The sequence below is a fragment of the Roseibaca sp. Y0-43 genome, from assembly GCF_020667835.1.
GTDB lineage: Bacteria > Pseudomonadota > Alphaproteobacteria > Rhodobacterales > Rhodobacteraceae > Roseinatronobacter.
Window position 1 is genome coordinate 84,087 of record NZ_JAFMPR010000001.1, and the last position, 21,106, is coordinate 105,192.

19 protein-coding genes are annotated in these 21,106 nt (G+C 65.1%); 12 read left to right on the forward strand and 7 right to left on the reverse strand.

Annotation, left to right across the window (positions count from 1 at the left end; all coding sequences use genetic code 11):
* Positions 1-48 precede the first annotated feature (48 nt).
* Positions 49-906 (forward strand): helix-turn-helix transcriptional regulator, encoded by an 858-nt coding sequence (locus tag J1C52_RS00425; RefSeq protein ID WP_227425942.1) that lies wholly within the window; start codon positions 49-51, stop codon positions 904-906.
* A gap of 4 nt (positions 907-910) precedes the next feature.
* On the opposite strand, the gene J1C52_RS00430 is transcribed toward J1C52_RS00425, so the two are convergent.
* Positions 911-1,306 (reverse strand): hypothetical protein, encoded by a 396-nt coding sequence (locus tag J1C52_RS00430; RefSeq protein ID WP_227425943.1) that lies wholly within the window; start codon positions 1,304-1,306, stop codon positions 911-913.
* On the reverse strand, positions 1,303-2,337 hold the full coding sequence (locus tag J1C52_RS00435; RefSeq protein WP_227425944.1) for an alkane 1-monooxygenase: 1,035 nt from the start codon (positions 2,335-2,337) through the stop codon (positions 1,303-1,305). Before J1C52_RS00435 ends, J1C52_RS00430 begins: the two co-directional genes overlap by 4 nt.
* Before the next feature lie 152 nt (positions 2,338-2,489).
* Here J1C52_RS00435 and ftsY point away from each other — a divergent pair, with 152 nt between their 5' ends.
* A complete protein-coding gene (ftsY, locus tag J1C52_RS00440; protein ID WP_227425945.1) occupies positions 2,490-3,530 on the forward strand; it encodes a signal recognition particle-docking protein FtsY in 1,041 nt (346 codons plus the stop codon).
* Between the two features lie 68 nt (positions 3,531-3,598).
* On the opposite strand, the gene J1C52_RS00445 is transcribed toward ftsY, so the two are convergent.
* The 4 genes from J1C52_RS00445 to lptF form a co-directional block, all read right to left on the reverse strand.
* Positions 3,599-4,834: a peptidylprolyl isomerase gene (locus J1C52_RS00445; protein ID WP_227425946.1), complete on the reverse strand. Its 1,236-nt coding sequence runs from the start codon at positions 4,832-4,834 to the stop codon at positions 3,599-3,601.
* 114 nt (positions 4,835-4,948) lie between these two features.
* A complete protein-coding gene (locus J1C52_RS00450; protein ID WP_227425947.1) occupies positions 4,949-7,126 on the reverse strand; it encodes an LPS-assembly protein LptD in 2,178 nt (725 codons plus the stop codon).
* Positions 7,126-8,220, reverse strand: coding sequence for an LPS export ABC transporter permease LptG (lptG, locus tag J1C52_RS00455; protein ID WP_227425948.1), 1,095 nt, complete (start codon positions 8,218-8,220; stop codon positions 7,126-7,128). The genes J1C52_RS00450 and lptG overlap by 1 nt, the downstream gene beginning before the upstream one ends.
* Positions 8,217-9,317, reverse strand: a complete 1,101-nt coding sequence (lptF, locus tag J1C52_RS00460) for an LPS export ABC transporter permease LptF (RefSeq protein ID WP_227425949.1) — start codon at positions 9,315-9,317, stop codon at positions 8,217-8,219. The genes lptG and lptF overlap by 4 nt, the downstream gene beginning before the upstream one ends.
* Positions 9,318-9,613: 296 nt before the next feature.
* On the opposite strand from lptF, the gene J1C52_RS00465 reads away from it, so the two are divergent.
* Entirely contained in the window at positions 9,614-10,507 is an 894-nt protein-coding gene (locus J1C52_RS00465) for a hypothetical protein (RefSeq protein WP_227425950.1), read from the forward strand.
* 132 nt (positions 10,508-10,639) lie between these two features.
* On the opposite strand, the gene J1C52_RS00470 is transcribed toward J1C52_RS00465, so the two are convergent.
* On the reverse strand, positions 10,640-12,058 hold the full coding sequence (locus tag J1C52_RS00470; RefSeq protein ID WP_227425951.1) for an MORN repeat-containing protein: 1,419 nt from the start codon (positions 12,056-12,058) through the stop codon (positions 10,640-10,642).
* A gap of 108 nt (positions 12,059-12,166) precedes the next feature.
* Here J1C52_RS00470 and J1C52_RS00475 point away from each other — a divergent pair, with 108 nt between their 5' ends.
* The 9 genes from J1C52_RS00475 (at position 12,167) to J1C52_RS00515 (ending at position 21,065) form a co-directional block, all read left to right on the forward strand.
* Positions 12,167-12,715, forward strand: a complete 549-nt coding sequence (locus tag J1C52_RS00475; protein WP_227425952.1) for a hypothetical protein — start codon at positions 12,167-12,169, stop codon at positions 12,713-12,715.
* 74 nt (positions 12,716-12,789) lie between these two features.
* Complete coding sequence (locus tag J1C52_RS00480) at positions 12,790-14,457, forward strand: NAD+ synthase (protein WP_227425953.1); 1,668 nt, start codon at positions 12,790-12,792, stop codon at positions 14,455-14,457.
* A 154-nt stretch (positions 14,458-14,611) separates the two neighbouring features.
* Positions 14,612-15,637, forward strand: a complete 1,026-nt coding sequence (locus J1C52_RS00485) for an SPOR domain-containing protein (protein WP_370633214.1) — start codon at positions 14,612-14,614, stop codon at positions 15,635-15,637.
* A gap of 10 nt (positions 15,638-15,647) precedes the next feature.
* Positions 15,648-16,823: a D-alanyl-D-alanine carboxypeptidase family protein gene (locus J1C52_RS00490; RefSeq protein WP_227425954.1), complete on the forward strand. Its 1,176-nt coding sequence runs from the start codon at positions 15,648-15,650 to the stop codon at positions 16,821-16,823.
* A 2-nt stretch (positions 16,824-16,825) separates the two neighbouring features.
* A complete protein-coding gene (gene tmk / locus J1C52_RS00495; RefSeq protein ID WP_227425955.1) occupies positions 16,826-17,452 on the forward strand; it encodes a dTMP kinase in 627 nt (208 codons plus the stop codon).
* Positions 17,449-18,552, forward strand: a complete 1,104-nt coding sequence (locus J1C52_RS00500) for a DNA polymerase III subunit delta' (protein ID WP_227425956.1) — start codon at positions 17,449-17,451, stop codon at positions 18,550-18,552. Before tmk ends, J1C52_RS00500 begins: the two co-directional genes overlap by 4 nt.
* Complete coding sequence (locus J1C52_RS00505; RefSeq protein WP_227425957.1) at positions 18,549-19,337, forward strand: TatD family hydrolase; 789 nt, start codon at positions 18,549-18,551, stop codon at positions 19,335-19,337. The genes J1C52_RS00500 and J1C52_RS00505 overlap by 4 nt, the downstream gene beginning before the upstream one ends.
* Entirely contained in the window at positions 19,337-20,134 is a 798-nt protein-coding gene (locus tag J1C52_RS00510) for an MBL fold metallo-hydrolase (protein WP_227425958.1), read from the forward strand. The genes J1C52_RS00505 and J1C52_RS00510 overlap by 1 nt, the downstream gene beginning before the upstream one ends.
* 1 nt (position 20,135) lies before the next feature.
* Positions 20,136-21,065 carry an AEC family transporter gene (locus J1C52_RS00515; protein WP_227425959.1) on the forward strand — a complete coding sequence of 310 codons (930 nt, stop codon included), beginning with the start codon at positions 20,136-20,138 and terminating at the stop codon, positions 21,063-21,065.
* The last annotated feature ends 41 nt before the right edge of the window (positions 21,066-21,106 follow it).

Genomic DNA, 21,106 nt, shown 5'->3' on the forward strand with positions numbered 1-21,106 from the left:
ACAAGCCAATGCTTGCGGGAACCCCCCAAATGGGGGTAAGTCTGCGAAATGATTGCGCGCGACGACAGTGAGTTCCTTCTGGCGCTGGCCGAAGCGGCCCGCGGAACGCAGGCTTGGGGCGCAGCGCTCGCGCTGCTACGCGGCCAGATGCAGGCCGACCGAGTCGTGCTTTATGCCGAGGCACAGGCATGGGCCTGCACCGATACCCCGCCGCCCGACCGCCCCGCCTGTTTCGCAGCGCTGCGCCCGTCACGCGCCTATGGGGCGGAAGAGATGGCAGACCGCGCCGGTCCCTTCGACCCCGATTTCACCCAAGGCGACAGTCGCGTGATCGCCGCCGCGGAACCGCGCCTGTGGCTATGGCTGTGGCGCGCGCGCGGGCAGTTCCGCGCCGCCGACAGCGCGCGGCTGACCAGCCTGATGCCGCATGTCGCGCAAGCCTTGGGATTGGGGCAAGAGCGCGCGCGGCTTGCGCAGGCGTTACAGACCGCACAGGCGCTGCACTGGCGCGCGGGGCTGGGGCTGGTCGGGCCGGATGGGCCGGACGCTACCGCCGAGCGCTTGCTGGATGCGGGCGGAGTCGTCACGACCGCGCCGGGCACCTTGCGCGCCCTGCCCGACGGCGTATCGGCCTATGGCCTGCCCGATGGCACGGTTCTGCTGCGCGCGCCGCGTGACCTGCCCGACCCCGAAACGCTGGCGCACGCCCTTGGCCTGACCCTTTCTGAAGCCCGCCTTGCCCGCGCGGTGGCGCAGGGCCAAAGCCTGGCAGAGGCCAGCGCCAGCCTGGGGCTGACCCGCGAAACCGGGCGCAGCTATGCCAAGCAGATCTACGCCAAAACCGGCACGACCGGCCAGCCCGCGCTGATGCGGCTGATCTGGTGCAGCGCCTTGGCGTTTGGGTAGCGGCTTATACACCCACCTGTGGCCCCGGACAGATCAGCGGGCGCGGGCTTTGTTGCACCTCGTAAAGCTCTGTGCCGTTTTCTTCGCCCATGAAGCGGGCGTTCAGGCCGCCGCCGTCTTGCCAGAAGATCCAGCAGTGTTCCTCGGTCGGGAAATCGTCATAGACAAAGCAAATCTGCTCGCCGCGCGGAAACCAGCGGCCTTCGCGGCATTCTTCCTGCATGAAGGCCCATGTGGTGCGGCGACCTTCGCGGAATTCCTCGACGCCATAAGCATCGCCCGCGAAGCCGAAGGTCAGGGTGCGGCCGGTGACATAGTCTTCGAATTCCTGCGCGGTCATGGGGGTTTGGGCCTGCGCAGGCACCGCGAGGGCCAGAAGCACCGTCAGAATACGGATCATGCAACCTCCATCCGGGCCAGAACCTTGTCGACCCGTTTATCCATCAGCTTGAACCACAGGGGCGGGATCAGCGCAATGATGCCCATGGCGGGCAGCGAATAGGGCAGCACCGGCATATCCTCTGGCAGGCGCAGCGCCGGGTAGACGCGCCCCGGATTGGCATGGTGGTCGGAATGGCGCGAAGCATTGACCATCATATGCGAGGAAAACCAGTGCGGGCTGTTCCAGCTATGGTAAATTGTTTGCGGCTCATACGAGCCATCCGCCCGCTTGCGCCGCGCCAGCCCGTAATGTTGCAGGTAATCGACCATCGCAAGCTGGGATTGGGCGTAAAAGCACAGGCCCAGATAGGCCACGATGCCCGCGCTGCCAAAGGCCAGCCACAGCGCCACCAGCACCGCCAGCGCCCCGCCCACATATTCGACATAGGGGTTCAGTCGCCCCGTGCGCGCCGCGCGTTCGCGTTCGACAGCGAAACCATGGGTGAAGCTGCGCACCCAGCCGCGCGGGAAATAGGCATAGAAGCTGCGGCCCTTGGGCGGGAAATTCGGGTCTTTGGGGGTGGCGACATGGGCATGGTGCAACAGCCGGTGCGCCGTGGTGTGGTGCCCGTAGAGCATGGAGATGTAGACCCATTTGCCAAGGTTGAACAACGCCTTCTGGCTGCGGTGGATCAGTTCATGCGCGTTCGAGTTGCTGACTTGGCCGAAGAACAGCCCAAAGCCGAAAAAGGCAAGCACCTGCTCCAGCGTGCCGAGGCCAGTTGCCCCCGACACCGCCGCCACGCCCAAGGGCACCAGCGCCAGATGCGACAAGGCCAGCACGACCGACAGGCGGTTGGCGGCGCGTTCCGTGCTTTCCGGCGCACCCTCTCGGCTGGCCATGGCAAGCGCCTCGTCCAGACCAAAGGCGAAGAACGACGTGTAGAGCGCCGCCGCCCATAGCCACAGCCCGCCCTGAAACGTGCCGAGGCCCAGCAGCACCACGGGCGGCAGGCTGGCCAGCGCGAAGGGAAGGACGGGGTGTTTCATGGGCCAAGTTCCGGATCGCTTTTGTCGCAAGATAACACGGCTTTCCTGCCATGCCATGCGGCCAGATGCACAATCGCGTGGCCAAAGCCGCATCTTTCCCTTTGGCGCACAATGCGCTAGCCCTGTTCGGGAACAATCGGGGCGCGGATCGCATGTCGTTTTTCAAGAAGCTCAAGGATCGTATGTTCAAATCCTCTTCCAAGCTGGAAGAAGGGTTGGATGCGCTGGTAGAAGACGGCGCGGACGCGGCAGAAGACAGCGAACCACAAGCTGCGCCCGCCCCGAAACCGCAGGCTGAACCGGGCCTGTTGGGCCGTGTCATGGGCGGCGGTGCCCCGCGCCGGGTGCTCGATGACGACATGCTCGAAAGCCTTGAAGACCTGCTGATCGCCGCTGATATGGGCGTTGAAACGGCAGGCCGCGTGGCCGCGAACCTGGCCGAAGGGCGGTTCGGGCGGAAAATGTCGGTGCCAGAGATAAAATCCGCGCTTGCCGAGGAAATCGCCCGCATCATGGAGCCGGTGGCAAAGCCGCTGCCGCTATACCCCGCGCGCCCGCAGGTGGTGCTGGTGGTGGGTGTGAACGGCGCGGGCAAGACCACGACCATCGGCAAGCTGGCCAGCCAGTTCCGCGCGGCGGGCAAATCGGTGATGATCGCGGCGGGCGACACGTTCCGCGCCGCCGCGGTGGAACAGTTGCAGGTCTGGGGCGACCGCGCGGGCGTGCCGGTGATGACCGCGCCCGAAGGGTCCGACCCCGCCAGCCTTGCGCATGACGCGCTCAGCCGCGCAAAGGCCGAGGGCGTGGACCTGTTGATGATCGACACCGCCGGGCGACTGCAAAATCGCACCGACCTGATGGAGGAGCTGGCGAAAATCCTGCGCGTGCTGCGCAAGCTGGAACCGGACGCGCCACATAACACGCTTCTGGTGCTGGATGCGACCACGGGGCAGAACGCGCTGAACCAGGTCGAGATTTTCCGCAAGCTTGCCGATGTGTCGGGGCTGGTGATGACCAAGCTCGATGGCACGGCGCGCGGGGGTGTTCTGGTGGCTTTGGCGGACCGTTTCGGTCTGCCCATTCACGCCATCGGCGTGGGCGAGCAGATTGACGACCTGCAAGCGTTTGACCCGGAAGAATTCGCCCAAGCGCTGGTCGGCGGCGAGCTGTCCGCCAAGCAAGACGATAGCTGAACGCAGTCAGTCCGCGCGGTCCCGGCTGAACGCCGGGACAGGGGCCGCAACGCGCGGCCGTTTGGCGCTTAGTAATCCACGATCACGGTGTCGGCGATCAGCTCGTCCAGCTTCAGCTGCGCGCGCCCGCCAAGGCGCGCGTTGAACAGCCCGTTCTCGACCTGAATGTCGCTGGGGCGCTCTTCCAGTTCCAACTCGCGCGCGCACAACATCAGCACGACCAGATTGCCGCCTTCGACCGTGTTGGCCGACATCTCGAACCGGTCCAAGCGCGCCAGTTCCACCGCATCGCTTTGCGGAATGGACTGCATCAGCGCCTCGGTCTCGGTCAGGTAGTTTTCCGGCAGGCCGGCAGCATAGGGGTCCAGACCGTTGCAATGCTGCACGCGGGCCTGAATCTCGGCATAGGTGGCCAGCGTCTCGGGGCTGCGCCCGCCGGGCAGCAGCAGGCGCTTATAGGTCAGCTTGACCTGATTGGCCGGGATAAGGCGGGTGCTGTCCTCTGCACGCAGCTGGAAAAAGGCAATCGCCCCGTTCAATTCGATCGGGCCGATGATCTCTCCGGGGCTGGCGGCAGAGAGGGGGCCGGAAATCTGCCCCGGCAATTGCGTCAGCGGCAACCAGTCCAGACGCCCGCCCTGATCGCGCGTGCCCGCAAGCGAATATTCCCGCGCGATGGCCGAGAATTCCTCGATCGTGCGGGCATTCTCGATCAGGCCGATGATCTGCGCGACGGGTTCGGCAAATTCCGGGTCGGCGGGCAGGAAGATTTCAGAGATCAGCACGCGCTTGGTGCCGCGAATGGCGGCCACGTCGCGCGCGCGCTGCACGTCGGTCGTGGTCACGACGGTGGACAGGCTGTATTCGTTGCCCACCACCTTGCGCCACAACAGGCCCGCTTCGACAAAGGACACGAAGCTTTCGCGATCCACGCCGCCATTGGCCAGTTCCGCGATGAACGCATCGGTTTCCAGATTGGCGCGGCTGGCGAATTCGGCCATGCCTTCGGCCAGTTCCTCGCTGGTCAGGCGCACGTCGCGGCGCTGCGCATAGGCACGTTGCATCGCTTCTTCGGTCAGGCGCGACAGGGCTTCCTCGCGCATGTCTTCGGCACCGACATTCAGCAATTCCAAAAAGGTGATCCGCTGGCTGACATCATATTCGGTGATGATCCGGTCCCCGACCTTTCGAGCCGGGGCGAACGGGTTGTCGGCCAGCGCCGGGGCGGCTGCGAAATGCAGCGCGCCGAAGGCGGCAAGGGCCATCCCGAAAAAGCTGGCACGAAGGGAAAAGGTATTACGCATCTGATTTGGTCCGTTCTGCTGCGTGGCCCGCGCGCGGCGCGCCATGGGTGCTGGTCGGTCTGGTTCGGGCATACACCACCGGGCGGGTCATGTCATGCCCCCCATTCGCGCGCATCACAACCCATCAGAGCACCGCTTGCGCGTGATCGAAGGGTTGCCGCCGATGCCCAGAATGTCGATGTTCAGGCCGAACCGGGTCGAGTTGGAATTGGTCGTCGCGGAATATTCGCGCTCGATCATCATGGCCATGCGCAGGCATTCGTTTTCATAATCCAGCCCGACCGAAGTGCGCGCGGCCCGACGCGAGGCGATGTCATAGCGCCAGCCCACGCGGGCGGTCCAATATTCGTCGAGCGCACGGCTGCCGTCGAAGGTCCATTCCGAGGCGTCGACAGCACGGTTTTCGAACGGGTCCGCTTCGATGCGCATGTAGCTGGTGGATATGCCGAAATCGGCCGCGGTCCAGTCCAGTTCGATGGCGCTGCGGGTCAGGTTGAAATCCTCGGAAAAGAGCGACCGGCTGGACAGGCTCAGCCCCGCCGCCGTGTCGACACTGGCCGCCAGCAGCCAATCCGATTGTTTGCCTGCCAAGGGAGAGGCCGGCGAGAATTGCCCAAGATCGCGGTCCCGCACGATCCGCCCCACGGTCACGGTGCTGGACCAGCCATTCGGGTCGTAACGTGTCCAACTTAGCCCCAGATTGGCGCGCAACCCTGCTTCACGGGCATCGCCGCCTGCGAAACGGTCGAAGGTGAACAGGTTGCCTTCGTCCAGTTCGGGCATCCGGCTGGTGGCGTTGGGAAGGACATAGGTGCGGTCATTGCTCCAGATCAGCTGGGCCACGGGTTCGATGACATGGCTTGCCCCGCCCGCCGTGGCGCGCACCAAGGGCCAGCGCAACTCAGCCATAAGCGACGGGCGCCAGCGGCTGACCGTGGGCGCAAAACCGCTGGCGGCGGCACCGATGCGGAAATGGTCGAAGCCCAGATTGCCGCCGATGGCCCCCAGCACGCCGCCCGGCAGGATCGTGTCGCGCCGCCATGTCAGATCGGCCGAGAAACGGGCCACACGCTTGGGGTCGGCCGCCAAGGGGCTGCGGCGCGAATAGCCTTCGGCCTCTAGCCTTATGCGGCCCGTGCCGCCCACGCCGGGCATGTCGAAACGGCGGTCATATAGCCCCTGCCCCACGCTATTGGGCAGATTTGCATTCACATCGCCCAAGCGTAGCGAGCGGAATTGCAGCGCCTGCACGCGGATACGCTCGTCGCGGCGGACCCGCTCCAGCGTGATGTCGCTGGTCAGGCGCGGCTCGCCCCGGTCGTAGTCTTCCAGCAGGCTGCGGTCCGAGGGCTGGATCAGGTTGAAGCTAAGGGTATACCCGCGCGGCACCGCGAAATCGCCCTTGGCATAGACCATGCCGCGCAATTCGCCCTGCCGGATGGAATCGCGCGCGATCAGCCCGCCCAGTTCCAGCAAGCCGTTGGAAAAGGCCTGACGGTAGCGCGCTTCCAGCGCATAGGTGCCCTTGGTTCCCAGAAAGGGCGTGAGCGTCAGGTCTTTGTCGGCAGACAGCGCAATGAAATACGGCGCACGCAGGCCCACCCCGTGGTCACTGTCGAGCGAAAAGCGCGGGCTGAGGAAGCCCGTCGCACGCTCAAGGCTGGGATCGGGGATACGCAGGCGCGGGATATAGGCCACCGGCAGGCCGAACATGCGAAAGCGCGCGCCCTCGAAATAGAGCTGCCGCTCTTGCGTGTCATGCACAACGCGGTCAGCGCGCACTTCCCACAGGGGCGTGTTGCGCTCGGGGCAGATTTCACAGGCCGAAGCGACGACATTGTTCATCTCGGTAAAGCGCTCGCTGCGGCGCTCGACCGTGTTCGCGGCGATCTGCAATTGCTGGTCCAGCACCACGCGGGCCGAGCGGATCAACCCCAAGCGCAGCCCTTCGCGCAATTCGGCACTGTCGGCCAGAATGACCGCGCGGGTGCCTTCGGTCAGCACGATCGGCCCTTCGATCTGCATCGCGCCCGTCGCGCGATCATAGACGATACGCGCGGCGCTGAGGCGGGCATTCTCAAAAAAGGCCTCGACATTGCCTTGGGCAATCAGGCGATTCGGCCCATCAAGGTAAAGCTGGTCGGCCAGCAGCGTGGCGAAATCGGCCTCTTGCGCCTGCGCCGATGTCAGACCGGGAAGCACCGGGGCCCCCAGCCCCAGCCCTAGCCCCAACGCACAAGCCAGCGCACGGACAAATCCGCGCCGCCAAGGCGTCCGGGGCGCACGGCCCATCAGTTTTCCTCCAGGTTCAGCATCACACCCAAGGCAAGCAGCACTGTCGCAATCGGCAAACCCCATGCAGCAAGCAGCACGGGAATCTGCCCGGTCTCCCCCAAGACCTGTGCGAAGTTACGCAAAAAGAACAGGGTGAATCCAGAGAGAATCGTGATCAAGGCCCGGATTCCTGCCCCGCCGGATCGCGCATGATGTATGCTGAGCGCCAAAGCCAACAACATCATGCCTGTCAGCAGCACCGGCAGCGCCAGTTCCATATGCAGGCGCATCTGGTGTTCGCGGGCCGAAAACCCCGCCCGTTCCAGCGCCGCGATGAAGCCCGGAAGCTGGAACAGCGGGATGGTGCGCACTTGGGCGAAACTGTCGCGGATCTTCTCTGGCGTCAGGTCGGTGGGCACGGCAAGCGACGGCAGCGACAAGGCCTGGGCCTCTGGGTTCAGGTCGGACAGGCGCCATTGCTTCACGTCCTGCAACTGCCACGCGCCGGGGCGCAGATCGGCGCGCGCCGCACTCAGCCGCACCGAAAGCCCGCGCTCGGGGTGGAATACAAGGAAAGAGGCGTCGAACAGAACCGTCCCGGTCTCTTCGGCGCGCGGCGCGTGGATCACGGTCTGACCCTGCGCATCGGCCTGACGCAGCCACAGGTCATTGCCCGCCAGCGCCACCACCGCGCCGGTTCCGCCCATCAGCGCGTTCAGGCTGCGCTGGTATTCGCGCGCCGAACTGGCGACCAGCGGGTTCATCGCCACCATGAACAGCGCCGAGACCAGCAGCAACACCACCGCCGGCACCGCCAACAGGCGCGGCACCGACCGGCCCGCCGCACGGATCACGACGAATTCCGAATTGCGCGACCAGCCAAGGCCCAGCCACAGCGCGGCCAGCATCAGCACCAGCGGCGCGATCTCGTAAAACGCCTCTGGCGCGTTCAAGAGCGACAGGCGCAGCGCATCGGCAAAGCCCGCGTCGGTGCCTGACAGGCGGCGCAACTGCTCGACCATGTCCAGCAGCAGGATCATGCCCAGGAACACGCCCGACACCATGGCCGCCGTCAGGAACAGGCGGCGCAGGAAATAGACCGACAGGATCATCGCCGCCCCCGTCGCCGTGCCGCCCACCACACCATGGCCGCGACCACCGCCGCGCCCGCGACCACCGGGGTAAAGGCCAGCGCCGCCGCATCGGCGCGGCGCAGCGCGATCCCGGCGGTGGCATTGGCCAGCAATTGCAGCACAGCCAGAATGACGATCGCCGCCAGCACCTGCCGCCAGACGCCCAAACGGCTGAACTGCCCCAGAAACAGCGCCGCGAAGCCCACCAGCGCGGTGATGACCGCCAGAAGCGGCTGCGCCACGCGCGAGGCCAGTTCGAACCGCAGCTCTGCCAGCGTGACGCCCAGCGCGGCGAGGCTTTGCGCATTGGCGCCGATCAGCGCCGCCGTGGGCAATTCGCGCACATCCGCCTGTCGGCTATCGGGCGCGATCAGCGCGCCCACGTCATAGGTCAGCTCGTCGAAACTGATCGTGGTCAGGCGCTCGCCCGCCTCGGCAAAGACCAGCGCCACGCCGTCGCGCATGACAAGGATCGCGTTGCCCTCGCCCGTGACCAGAAGTGCGCTTGCGGCGTTATATTCCACCCGGCGGCCTTCGGTGCGGGCATCGGACAGGAACACATCCTGCAAGGTGCCATCGTCGGAAATCGCGCGGATGAAGACCACGATCCCGTCGGTGGGCTGCAAGAACTCGCCCGCGCGCAGAAGCCGCGCGCTGATATTGCTGGCAATCGCCACCTGCCGCTCGGCCAGTTGCGCGCGCGACATCGGGCTGAGGACATGCATCAACACCCCCAACATGAGCGCCACGATCAGCCCGAACACCGCCACGGGCCGCAGCAGCCGCGCATAGGACAGCCCCGTGCCCTGCAACACCGCCATCTCGTTATCGCGCGTCATGCGGATGGCGACATAAACGGCGGCGGCGAAGGCCGAGAGCGGCAGCACCACGCGGAACACATTCGGCAGCGTCAGCGCCGAGAGTTCGAGGAACACAAGGAAACTTTGTCCATCGCCCACCACCGCATCGAACAGCCGCGCGGCACGGTTCACCCAATAGACCGCGACCAGAACCAGCGTGAAAAAGGCAAAGACAGACAGAAGCTGTGCCAGCAGGTATCGGTCAATGCGGGTCACGCGCGGGGTGTCCTTTGGAATGGCTTGCCGGACCATAACGGGTTGGCCGCGCGAATGCCACGGGGAAGAGGGGGAAGGTGCGCGCGGGAGGGCGGATACGCTTTCGGGGGGTATGCGCGGTTGGAGGGGTGGTGAGGTGAGGTGGAAAGCGGTTCCTATGTCTATGCGAACCGACAACGAAGAGAGCCCACTTCAACCAATACTGCTCGACGGATTAATGGCGCCTTGCCTTAGGTCCAATAACCAGCATTGACGGCATTGTCATAGACATGCCAGATTGTCGCATGATTAGACTCATGTTATTGTTTTTTATTTTGTTCGCAGGCGTCGGGCGCGCCGATGAGGATGCTGTCACAAAGTATCGCGATTATCTGCCCGCACAGCTTCTCGCATTATCCGAGGACGAACGGCGCAGTTCAGTCCCGATAATGTTCAGCGGCGCTGCCAATCTCGCGGCATCGCCTGCGGGCGATCTCGTCATGCAGGCCAACTTGAACTCGCTGATGTATGACGGATTTGCTGATTACGACGGCGCAAAGCGATCCTTTCAGGCGGATTTGGGCGAGGCACCAACGGGCGAGCTGACCGTGTGGCAGATTCATTTGCTCGGATACCGCGCTTCGCGCGTGAACATGACCAGTGTCAGTTTTTTCCCGTTCGACTTCGGTGGAACGATGACCGAAAACTGGGCTTTCGTGAAGGGCACGGTTGAGATCATCGACGAAAAGATCGCCTATCCGATCAATCACGTCGATATTGAATGTAGTCGCAGCGAAGGCACGTGTACATATCGCCAAATCGCACTGAAGCTGCCTGACGCAAACTCTTGGGTGCAGTCCTACTACGTTGGCGAAATCGCGAACGAGATATATCGGATCACACAATGGGAAGGGCAACTCATCGATGCCGTTCCGTTGAACAACAGCGCGTGCCGAACCAATCAGCTTAGCCTCAACTTCGAGACGCAAGAGTTCTTCGAGGTCGCCCGAAACAACACAGCGGAAGACTGCCAAACCATGCTTGGCGTAACGCTCCCGCGCTTAGAAAAGCCGCGAGTGTCGAGGATTGTGGATGGGCGAGAGATCATCAGTGCTGAGTTCAAGGCAATCAGCGAAGAAACATTTAAGTTCTTTTCGAGTTCGTTCCGTAGTCGTGTCGAGGAATTTGTCTCCCAAGAAGGGGAAGACTAGGCCGTCACAGATAGCCAGAGCGGAGATTATGTGGGCAACCCTATACGGCAGAAAAGTCCGCAAAGCAGACCCAAGCCGCTCCTAGTGTGACCGCCCCACTACCCGGCGCGGCCATCACGAAGCGCGGCGGGATCACTCCCCGTCCCGCACAGTCATCACCCCGTTTTCCCAGTCGCCCGACAGCACTTCGCCGGTGGCATAGCGAAGCACGCCCGCGCCGTTGCGCTGGCCGTTCAGGAATTCGCCTTCATACACATCGCCTGTGGCGTAAGTTGCCACGCCGGTGCCGGTGATCTCGCCCGCAAGCCACTCGCCTTCATAGACGAAGCCGTCCGCCAGCTCTATCCGCCCCGGCCCGTCGCGCAGCCCTTCGACGAATTGGCCCGTGTAGACCGATCCGTCTGGGTAGGTCATCACCCCCTGCCCGTGCAATTCACCGCCTTGGAACGCGCCCGTGTAGCTGCGCCCATCGGCAAAACTCATGGTGCCCTGCCCTTCGGCCAAGCCCTGCACATGCTCGCCCTCGTAGGTCGCGCCATCGGCGAAGGTCGCGCGGCCCTGTCCGTGGAACTGCCCGTCCAGCCAGCCGCCTTCATAGGTCGCGCCATCGGCATAGGTGATGAGGCCTTGGCCATCGGGCAGGCCCGCGCGGAACTGGCCGACATATTCCGACCCGTCGGGCTGCACCAGCCGCCCCTCGCCCGCGATCTGGCCCGCGACCCATGTGCCTTCATACATGTAGCCATCCGGCCCGGTCAGCTTGCCCGGCCCTTCGCGCTGGTCATTCACGAACTGGCCTTCGAACACCAACCCGTCGGCCTGCTGAACCGTGGCCGCCCCCTGCCGCAGGCCGTTTTCGAACCCGCCGGTGTAGACATCGCCATTGGCCTGCGTCAGCACGCCTTGGCCATGCAGCGCGCCGTTTTGCCAGCCGCCTTCATAGCGCACTCCGTCCGGTCGGGTCAGGCTGCCCGTGCCGTGGCGCAGATCGGCCTGCATCTGGCCCTCGTAGACCGCGCCATCGGGATAGGTGATGCGGCCCTGCCCTTCGCGCACGCCCGCGACCCATGTGCCGGTATAGGCATAGCCATCCTCGCGCACGAGCGTGCCTTCGCCCTGCGGTTCGCCATTGACGAAGGCACCTTCATAGACCGCGCCATTGGCAAAGACACGGCGGCCCTGGCCGGTGATCGCGCCCTCGGACCAATCGCCCTCATATGTCGAGCCGTCGGCGAAGGTCATCTTGCCCTGCCCCTCGGGGCGGCCCGCGATGAACGCGCCTTCATAGACCGCGCCAGACGGGTAACGCGCCACGCCTTGGCCGGTGATCTGCCCCTCGACCCATTCGCCGGTATATTCGAACCCGTTGGGCAGGCGGTAAGTGCCCTGGCCGTGTTGCAGCCCATCGCGGAACTCGCCCTCGTAGATGCCGCCATCCTCATACTGGCGGGTCAAGACGCCGTCGGTCTGGGCCGCGACGGGCGCGACCATCGGCGCAGACAAGACGAACGCCGCGGCAAGCGCGCGCGCAAAGGCAGTGCTGGAAGCCATGACGCAGATACCCCCTGATCTTTTCACGCAAGCCTAGTCGGGGGGGCTGGACCGCGCAAGGGGGAAGCACCGGGCCGCGATTGCCCCGTTTCACGTGGATTGGTCACAGTGCGGTCAAGATTTTGCCATCGCAGCGCCATGGCCTGCGCCGAGGACAGGCGACCTGATACATGGGATGACACGCAGATGAAGCCCAGCCTGAAACAACTTTGTGCCGCATGGCACGACGAAAGTGGTGCCGTGACGGTCGACTGGGTGGTGCTCAGCGCCACGACCCTGACCCTTGGGCTAAGCTCGGTCGGCCTTGTGCAAACCGGCGTGGTCGATCTGGGCAGCGAAATCAACGTGTCGATGACCGCAGCAGGCGTTGCCGGCGCGGCGGCCTACAGTTTCTACCGGCTGACCGAAGCGCAGCAACAGGACATGCTGGCCGTCTACATGTCGCGCACGCCAGAGCAGTTGGTGGCCAATTCGCAAAGCATGTCCGACAGTTTTCTGGCCACGCTGGAAAGCGGCAACCTGGACGAGGCCGCCCGTTGGATGGACCGCCGCCAGTTGAACCAGACCGCGCTCGAGGCAAATGGTCTGACCGCCGCCGAAGGGTCCATGACGGTGGCACAGATGGAAACGCTCTATCTGGAAGCGGGCGGCACATAAGCCGCCAGCCCCTTCCCTTGCCCGGTCAGCGTGATATGTGAGGGCGTTGTGCCCATCACCAAGGCCTTTACCGCATGTCCGACCGCTTTCGCCTGACCCTTGCCCAGTTGAACCCGACCTTGGGCGACCTGTCGGGCAATGCCGCCAAGGCGCGTGCCGCGTGGGCGCAGGCCAAGGCCGAGGGCGCCGATATGGTGGCCCTGCCAGAGATGTTCCTGTCGGGCTACCAGACCCAAGACCTTGTGCAGCGCCCCGCCTTTCTGGCCGATCTGCGCACCGTGCTCGACCACTTGGCGCGCGATTGCGCCGATGGCCCGATGATGGGCATCGGCCTGCCGATGGCAGAGGGCGGCGCGATCTATAATTGCTGGGCGGTCTTGGACGGCGGCAGCCTGCGCGCCGTGATCCGAAAGCACCATCTGCCGAATGAACATGTGTTTGACGAGAAACGCATTTTCACCTCTGGCGACATTTCCGGCCCCTTCGTGGCCGGGCCGCTGCGCATCGGCACGCCCATCTGCGAGGATGCGTGGCACGAGGATGTGGCCGAAGCGCAGGCCGAATCCGGGGCAGAGTTGCTGCTGGTGCCCAATGGCTCTCCCTATGCGCGGGGGCGGTTCGACACCCGCATGACCCATATGGTCGCCCGCGTGGTCGAGAATGACCTGCCGCTGGTTTACCTGAACCTTGTCGGCGGGCAGGACGATCAGGTGTTCGACGGCGCAAGCTTCGTGCTGAACCCCGGTGGCAAGCTGGCGGTGCAACTGCCCGCGCATGAAGAAGCGGTCGTCACTGTCGATTTCACGCGCGGGGCCGAGGGCTGGCGCGCAGGGGCCGGCCCGCGAGAAATCTTGCCGGACGCCTTGGCGCAAGACTACCGCACCATGTGCCTGGGCCTTGGCGATTACCTGCGCAAATCCGGCTTCTCGAAAGTGGTGCTGGGGCTGTCGGGGGGGATCGATTCAGCACTTGTGGCCACCATCGCCGCCGACACGCTTGGCCCCGACAACGTGCATTGCGTGATGCTGCCGTCCGAATACACCTCGCCCGGCAGCTTGTCGGATGCTGCAGATCAAGCCCGCCGTCTTGGCTGCAAACTGGACGAGGTCAGCATCGAGGGGCCGCGCCGCGCCATGACCGACGCGCTTGCCCCCCTGTTTGCTGGCCTGCCAGAGGATGTGACCGAGGAAAACCTGCAATCGCGGCTGCGCGGCACGATCCTGATGGCGATTTCCAACAAGACCGGCGCGATGCTGTTGACCACTGGCAACAAATCCGAGGTCGCGGTCGGCTATGCAACCATCTATGGCGACATGAATGGCGGCTATAACCCCATCAAAGACCTGTATAAAACCCGCGTCTTCGACATTTGCCGCTGGCGCAATGCCAACCATGCGCCGTGGATGAAGGCCCCTGCGGGCGAGGTGGTCGTGCCCGCGATCATCGACAAGCCACCCTCGGCAGAGCTGCGCGCCGACCAGCGCGACGATGACAGCCTGCCGCCCTACGACGTGCTGGACCCCATTCTGGAAGGGCTGGTCGATCACGATCTGTCGGTGGCCGATCTGGTCGCGCGCGGCTTTGCCCGCGACACGGTCGAGCGGATCGCGCATCTGGTCCATATCGCCGAATGGAAGCGGTTCCAGTCCGCGCCCGGCCCCCGCCTCAGCCTGCGCGCCTTCTGGTTGGACCGGCGCTATCCGATGGTCAATCGCTGGCGCGACCGCTCGGCGCAAGACTAGAACGCGCGGGCTATTGCCCAAATGAATCACAAGACGGTTTATCGGGGCTTGCAGGGCTGTTCTTGCCCGCGATTTGGCGTATAAATCGCGAAAACGCACAGATCGCCGCCAAGGCCACCGGCAGAGTGGTCCGCCGATGCGAGAGAGAGGCAGCATGTCACGGTCCAGAGTAGTCGGTTTTTCGCTTGTCCTGTGTCTGGGGCTGTCGGCCTGTATGGACGGCACCGGCGGCACGCAATCCGCCCCCACCGGCAGCCCCCGCGCGGGCGAGGTGATCGAGCGCGATGTCGAAGCGCCTGACGTCTTTTCCAAGCGCGATCAGGGTTTGTGGGATGGCCGCCCCTCGCTTGGCGGGGTCTGGGTGGCCCATCCCGACGTGGATGCGCCCGAGCGTGTCATCATCCGCAACCGCGACAGCGGGCAGGAAACCATCGGCGCGCTGTTCAAGCGCGAGCGGATGAATCCGGGGCCACGGTTCCAGGTCTCTGCCGAAGCGGCGGATGCGGTTGGAATGCTGGCGGGCGCGCCCACGAACCTTGAAGTCGTGGCGCTGCGCACCGAAGAAATCCAGACCGCGCCAGAGCCTGTTGCCGAACCAGAGCCACAGGCCGAAGCCGTTGAAACAGAGGTTGCGGCGGTCGCGCCTGCGGCAGAGCAACCGGCAGCGCCGGCACCGACACCGCAAGCCGAGGTCAACACCCCCGCAGACGCGGGCGACGACACCCTGATCGCCATGCCAGAGGCCGAAGAGCCCAAGCGCGGCGGCTTCTTCTCGCGGCTCTTCGGGCGCAGCAACCGCGCCGAGGCCGAGAGCACCGGCGCGCCGCTTGACGCCACCGCCCCGCTGGAAGGGGCCGCGCAAGCCGCCCCCGACACGACCGCGCCGCTGCCCATGCCGACACCGTTGTCGTCCGGCGCGGCCTCTGCCCCGGCACCGGCCAGCACGCTGGATCGGCCCTTCGTGCAGATCGGCATTTTCAGTGTCGAGAGCAACGCAAACAACGCCGCCCGCACCATGCGCAATGCCGGGCTAAGCGCCGCCGTCAAACCCGGCAGCACCCAAGGCAACAGCTTCTGGCGCGTGGTCGTCGGCCCTGCCGCGACAGAAGCGCAGCGCCGCGAGATCTTGGCCCAGGTGCGCCGCCTTGGCTTTGCCGATGCCTATGCCGTTCGCCGCTGAAGGAGGTTTCATGTTCCGTCATCTTGCCGCATTCGCTCTTGCCGCCACCGCCACCCTTTCCATCGGGTCCGGTGCCTTGGCACAAGACGGGCCGGGCGGGTTCATGACGCGGGCCACCTCGGCCTATGTGGTAGATCTGGGCACGGGCACGGTGCTGCTGAACAAGAATGCCGATCAGGCGCTTCCGCCTGCGTCCATGTCCAAGCTGATGACGCTGGAAATGCTGTTCGAGGCGATCAAGGAGGGCCGCGTCGCATTGGACACGCCGTTTTCGGTATCGCAACGCGCTTACCAGATGGGCGGCTCTCGTATGTTTCTGGAACTGCGCGACCGGCCTACGGCGGAAGAGCTGATCCGCGGCATCGCGATCCTGTCGGGCAATGACGCCGCCGTCGTCGTGGCCGAAGGGCTGGCAGGCACCGAAGACGCCTATGCCCGCATGGCCACGCAGCGCGCGCGCGAAATCGGCATGACGAATACCACGATCATGAACGCCTCTGGCTGGCCCGATCCGAACCACCTGATGTCAAAGCGCGACCTTGTCACGCTTGCCACCTACATGCTGCGTGAACATCCTGAATTCTATCACTATTTCAGCGAACGCAGCTTTACCTGGAACGGGATCGAACAGGACAACCGCGTGCCGCTTTTGGATGCAGGCATCGGGCTGGACGGTATGAAAACCGGCTATACGTCGGATGCGGGCTATTCGCTGACCGGCTCTGCCAAGCAGGGCGACCGGCGCATTGTCTTTGCCTATGGCGGGCTGAACAGCGCCGCCGAACGCGTGCAGGAAGCGGAATCGATCATCAACTGGGCGTTTCGCCAGTTTGCCGAAGTGACGGTGGCCACGCCCGACACGGTTCTGGCCGACGCCCCGGTGTGGCTGGGCGCGGCACCAAGCGTGCCGCTGACCGTGGCCGAAGAGGCCCGCGCGCTGGTGCCTGCCATCGGGGCCGACACATTGTCGGCACGCGTGGAATATGACAGCCCCCTGCCCGCGCCCATCGCCAAGGGCGATGTGCTGGGCAAACTGGTGGTCGACTTGCCGGACATGGACAGCCTCAGCTTCGATCTGGTGGCCGGGGCCGATGTGGCCGAAGGCGGCTTCATGGTGCGCGCACAGGCCGCCGCCTTGCGCCTGATCGCATTGGCGCGGGGCGGGTCAGAAACGGCGCTGAACTGAGAATGCGCGCGCGCGGCCTGTTCATCAGCTTCGAAGGCATCGACGGAAGCGGCAAATCCACCCAGGCGCGGTTGCTGGCCGAGGGCTTGGCGGCAGAAGGTCGCGACGTGGTGGCCACCCGCGAGCCGGGCGGCGCGCCGGGGGCCGAAGCCATTCGCCGCCTGCTGGTCGAGGGCGACCCCGCGCGTTGGTCAGCCGAAACCGAAATCCTTTTGTTCAACGCCGCCCGACGCGACCATCTGGAACGCACCATCCAGCCCGCGCTGGACCGTGGGGCCGTGGTCGTCACCGACCGTTTCGCCGATTCAACCCGCGTCTATCAGGGCGTGGCGCGTGCCAGCCTGCGCCCGCTGGTCGACCGGTTGCACGATCTGGTCATCGGGCTGGAACCTGACCTGACCTTCGTCATCGACATGGACGCGCGCGCAGCCCTTGAACGCGGGCTTGCGCGGCGCTCGGGCGAGGACCGGTTCGAGGAATTGGGCCTTGGCTTTCAGGAAGACTTGCGCGCGGGGTTTCTGGCGCTCGCGCAGGAATACCCGGACCGTGTGCAGGTGATCGACGGCGCGCGCCCGCCCGAGGTGATCGCGGGCGACGTGGCCGCGCGCGTGAAGGCACATCTGCCATGAGTGACGCGCCCGACCTTCCCGACCAACGCGAGGGCGCGCCGCATCCTTGCGCGACGCCCGTTCTATATGGCCAACAGGCCGCAGAGGCCGCGTTCCTGCAAGCCTTCGGGTCGGGCCGGATGCACCATGCGTGGCTGCTTAGCGGGCCGATGGGCGTGGGCAAGGCCACGCTCGCGTGGCGCATCGCGCGGTTCCTGCTGGCGGGCGACGGGGGTAACATGTTCGGCCCGCCCGATACGCTCGATGTGCCCGAAGACCACCCCACCGTGCGCCGGTTACGCGCAGGCGCGGATGGCGGGCTGCTGGTGATCCGCCGGGGCGTGGATGACAAGGGCAACCTGCGCCGCGACATCACGGTCGATGTGATGCGCCGCCTGCACACGTTTTTCGGCCTGTCCGCCGCCGATGGCGGGCAACGTGTGGTCATTGTCGATGCCGCCGACGAGATGAACACCAATGCCGCCAATGCCCTGCTGAAGGCACTGGAAGAGCCGCCCGCCAATGCCACGCTTCTCTTGGTCGCGCACCAGCCCTCGCGGCTGTTGCCGACAATCCGCTCGCGCTGTCGGGATTTGCGGCTTTCGGCGCTTGGCCCGGACGATTTCGCAAGCGCCCTCGCCCAGGCCGGGGTCGAGGGGGACGCGGCCACGCTGGCGGAACTGTCGGGCGGGTCGGTGGGCCAGGCGGTGGAACTGGCGCTTGGCGGCGGGGCCGAGATATATGCCGACCTTGTCGCGCTTTTCGCCACCCTGCCGCGCATGGACCGCGCCCGCGCGCTGCGTCTGGCCGAGTCGATGGCGGGCAAGGGCAACGAGGTTCGCTTCGCGCTGTTCCTGCGCCTGTTCGACCTGTTCATGGCCCGCGCGGCGCGGGCCGGTGTCATGGGACCGGGGCCAGAGGCCGTGGCGGGCGAGGCTGCGACCCTCGCCCGCATCGCCCCCCATGCGCCTGCCGCGCAGGCATTGGCAGAGCTTGCCCCCGCTCTTTCCGCCCGCGCCCGCCACGGGCGCGCGGTCAACCTTGACCCTGCGGCGCTGGTGCTGGATATGGTTCTCAAGACCGAAGAGGGCCTGGCCCCGCTACTGGGACAAAAAGCATGACCCCGCCGCAGCTTGTCGACAGCCATTGCCACCTCGATTTCCCCGATTTCGATGGTGAGCATGAGGATGTGATCGCCCGCGCCCATGCTGCGGGGGTTGCGCGCATGGTCACGATCTGCACGCGGCTGTCGGCCCTGCCAAAGGTGCAGGCCATCGCAGAGGCGCATGACAGCGTGTTTTTCGCAGCGGGCACCCACCCGATGAGCGTGGCGAAGGAACCCATGGTCACGGTCGAAGAGCTGGTCGCAATTGCCCAACACCCCAAGATGGTCGGCATTGGCGAGACGGGGCTGGACTACCACTACACCGCCGAGAGCGCCGAGATGCAGGCGCAGTCCCTGCGCATCCATATAGAGGCCGCGCGCCAGACCCGGGTGCCGCTCATTATCCATGCACGCGACGCGGATGAAGATATGGCGCGTATCTTGAGCGAAGAGCACGCCAAGGGCGCTTATTCCTGCGTGATGCATTGCTTCTCCAGCAGCGCGGCACTGGCGCAAACCGCGCTCGATCTTGGCTTCTACCTGTCCATGTCCGGCATCGCCGCCTTTCCGCGCAGCACCGAGTTGCGCGAGATTTTCGCAAGCGCGCCCGTGGACCGTATTCTGGTGGAAACCGACGCGCCCTATCTGGCCCCGCCGCCGCATAGGGGCAAACGCAATGAACCGGCCTATACCGCCCATACCGCGCGTGTCGGGGCCGAAGTGTTCGGGATAACCGAGGCCGAATTCGCCGCCCAGACCAGCGCCAATTTCGACCGCCTGTTCTGGAAGGCGGTGGCCTGATGGCGGAATTGCGCGCCACCATTCTGGGTTGCGGGTCATCCGGCGGGGTGCCGCGTCTGGGTGGGCATTGGGGCGAATGCGACCCTGCAAACCCGCGCAACCGCCGCCGCCGCTGCTCGCTTCTGCTGGAACGCATCGGGCCGGACGGGGTCACGCAAGTGCTGATCGACACCGGCCCCGACATGCGCGACCAGCTTCTGGATGCAGGTGTCGGGCGGCTGGATGGCGTGGTCTACACCCATGCCCATGCCGACCATGTGCACGGGCTGGATGACCTGCGCCAGATCGTGTTCAACATGCGTGACAAGCTTCAAGTCTGGGCCGACGGCCCGACGCAGGACTCGCTTCTGTCGCGCTTTGGCTATGCCTTTATCCAGCCGCCGAACTCGGCCTACCCGCCGATCCTGTCGATGAACACGATTGACGGGCCTGTCACAATTGATGGGCCGGGCGGGCCGCTGACGCTGCACCCGATCCGGCTGAACCATGGCGGCATCGACGCGCTTGGCTTTCGCGTGGGCGGGCTTGCCTATTGCCCCGATGTCGTGGGCATTTACGACGAAAGCTGGCCCCTGCTAAAGGGGTTGGAGGTCTGGATCGTGGACGCGCTGCGCCGCAGCCCCCACCCCACCCACGCCCATCTGGAGATGACACTGGACTGGATCGCGCGTGCCGAACCTGCCCGCGCCGTGCTGACCAACATGCATCTGGACCTCGATTATGCGACGGTTGCGGCGGAAACCCCTGACCACGTCACCCCCGCCCATGACGGGATGACCCTGACCTTGGACTTGTGACATGCAAGCCTTGGCCGATGTCATCTTGCCGGTCTTTCTGGTCATCGGCTTTGGCTATGTCGCGCGCTGGCGCAACCTGATTTCCGACGCACAGGTCGAGGGCGTGGTCTGGTTTACCCAAACCTTCGCCATTCCCTGCTTGCTGTTTGTCGCCATTTCGCGGCTGGATCTGGGGCAGGAATTCGACTGGCGCTTGCTCGTCAGCTTCTACGCGGGCGCGGTGGCCAGTTTCGCGCTTGGTTTCGCGGGCGCGCGGGTTTTCTTCAAGCGCGACTGGGAAGACTGCGTCGCCATCGGCTTTGTCGCGCTGTTTTCCAACACGGTGCTTTTGGGCCTGCCGATCACAGAGCGCGCCTATGGCCCCGATGCGCTGGCGGCGAATTACGCGATCATCGCGCTGCATTCGCCGATTTGCTACGCTATCGGCATCACCACGATGGAGATGATGCGCAATCGCGGCGGTCGTCTGCGCGACACCGCGCGCCGGGTGTTCAACGCCATGTTCCATAACGCGCTGGTCATCGCCATCGCGCTTGGCTTTGCCGTGAACCTGACCGGGCTGCCCTTGCCCGGCGTGATGGATGACGCGCTGGACATGATGGTCCGCGCGGCCTTGCCGGCGGCCCTGTTTTCGCTTGGGGGGGTTCTTTATCGCTACCGGCCAGAGGGCGATCTGCGCACGATTGCCTATGTCGTCGCCTTGTCGCTGGTGGTGCACCCGGCGATCACCTTCGGGCTGGCCAAGGCCTTCGGGCTGTCGACAGAGGCGCTGCGCTCTGCCGTGGTGACAGCGGCCATGGCACCGGGCGTGAATGTCTACGTCTTCGCAAACATGTATGGCCGCGCGAAACGGGTCGCGGCATCCTCGGCGCTGATCGGGACTGCGCTGGTCATGCTGACAGGCTGGCTGTGGTTGCAGGTCTTGCCGTGACGAAGGGCCGCGGCGGGCCGCGGTCTGCCGCGTCTGACGGT

Excerpts from the sequence above, each read along its gene's own strand:
- J1C52_RS00425 (WP_227425942.1), top strand. The coding sequence starts at position 49 with ATGATTGCGCGCGACGACAGTGAGTTCCTTCTGGCGCTGGCCGAAGCG.
- J1C52_RS00430 (WP_227425943.1), bottom strand. The coding sequence starts at position 1,306 with ATGATCCGTATTCTGACGGTGCTTCTGGCCCTCGCGGTGCCTGCGCAG.
- J1C52_RS00435 (WP_227425944.1), bottom strand. The coding sequence starts at position 2,337 with ATGAAACACCCCGTCCTTCCCTTCGCGCTGGCCAGCCTGCCGCCCGTG.
- ftsY (WP_227425945.1), top strand. The coding sequence starts at position 2,490 with ATGTCGTTTTTCAAGAAGCTCAAGGATCGTATGTTCAAATCCTCTTCC.
- J1C52_RS00445 (WP_227425946.1), bottom strand. The coding sequence starts at position 4,834 with ATGCGTAATACCTTTTCCCTTCGTGCCAGCTTTTTCGGGATGGCCCTT.
- J1C52_RS00450 (WP_227425947.1), bottom strand. The coding sequence starts at position 7,126 with ATGGGCCGTGCGCCCCGGACGCCTTGGCGGCGCGGATTTGTCCGTGCG.
- lptG (WP_227425948.1), bottom strand. The coding sequence starts at position 8,220 with ATGATCCTGTCGGTCTATTTCCTGCGCCGCCTGTTCCTGACGGCGGCC.
- J1C52_RS00465 (WP_227425950.1), top strand. The coding sequence starts at position 9,614 with ATGTTATTGTTTTTTATTTTGTTCGCAGGCGTCGGGCGCGCCGATGAG.
- J1C52_RS00470 (WP_227425951.1), bottom strand. The coding sequence starts at position 12,058 with ATGGCTTCCAGCACTGCCTTTGCGCGCGCGCTTGCCGCGGCGTTCGTC.
- J1C52_RS00480 (WP_227425953.1), top strand. The coding sequence starts at position 12,790 with ATGTCCGACCGCTTTCGCCTGACCCTTGCCCAGTTGAACCCGACCTTG.
- J1C52_RS00485 (WP_370633214.1), top strand. The coding sequence starts at position 14,612 with ATGTCACGGTCCAGAGTAGTCGGTTTTTCGCTTGTCCTGTGTCTGGGG.
- J1C52_RS00490 (WP_227425954.1), top strand. The coding sequence starts at position 15,648 with ATGTTCCGTCATCTTGCCGCATTCGCTCTTGCCGCCACCGCCACCCTT.
- tmk (WP_227425955.1), top strand. The coding sequence starts at position 16,826 with ATGCGCGCGCGCGGCCTGTTCATCAGCTTCGAAGGCATCGACGGAAGC.
- J1C52_RS00500 (WP_227425956.1), top strand. The coding sequence starts at position 17,449 with ATGAGTGACGCGCCCGACCTTCCCGACCAACGCGAGGGCGCGCCGCAT.
- J1C52_RS00505 (WP_227425957.1), top strand. The coding sequence starts at position 18,549 with ATGACCCCGCCGCAGCTTGTCGACAGCCATTGCCACCTCGATTTCCCC.
- J1C52_RS00510 (WP_227425958.1), top strand. The coding sequence starts at position 19,337 with ATGGCGGAATTGCGCGCCACCATTCTGGGTTGCGGGTCATCCGGCGGG.
- J1C52_RS00515 (WP_227425959.1), top strand. The coding sequence starts at position 20,136 with ATGCAAGCCTTGGCCGATGTCATCTTGCCGGTCTTTCTGGTCATCGGC.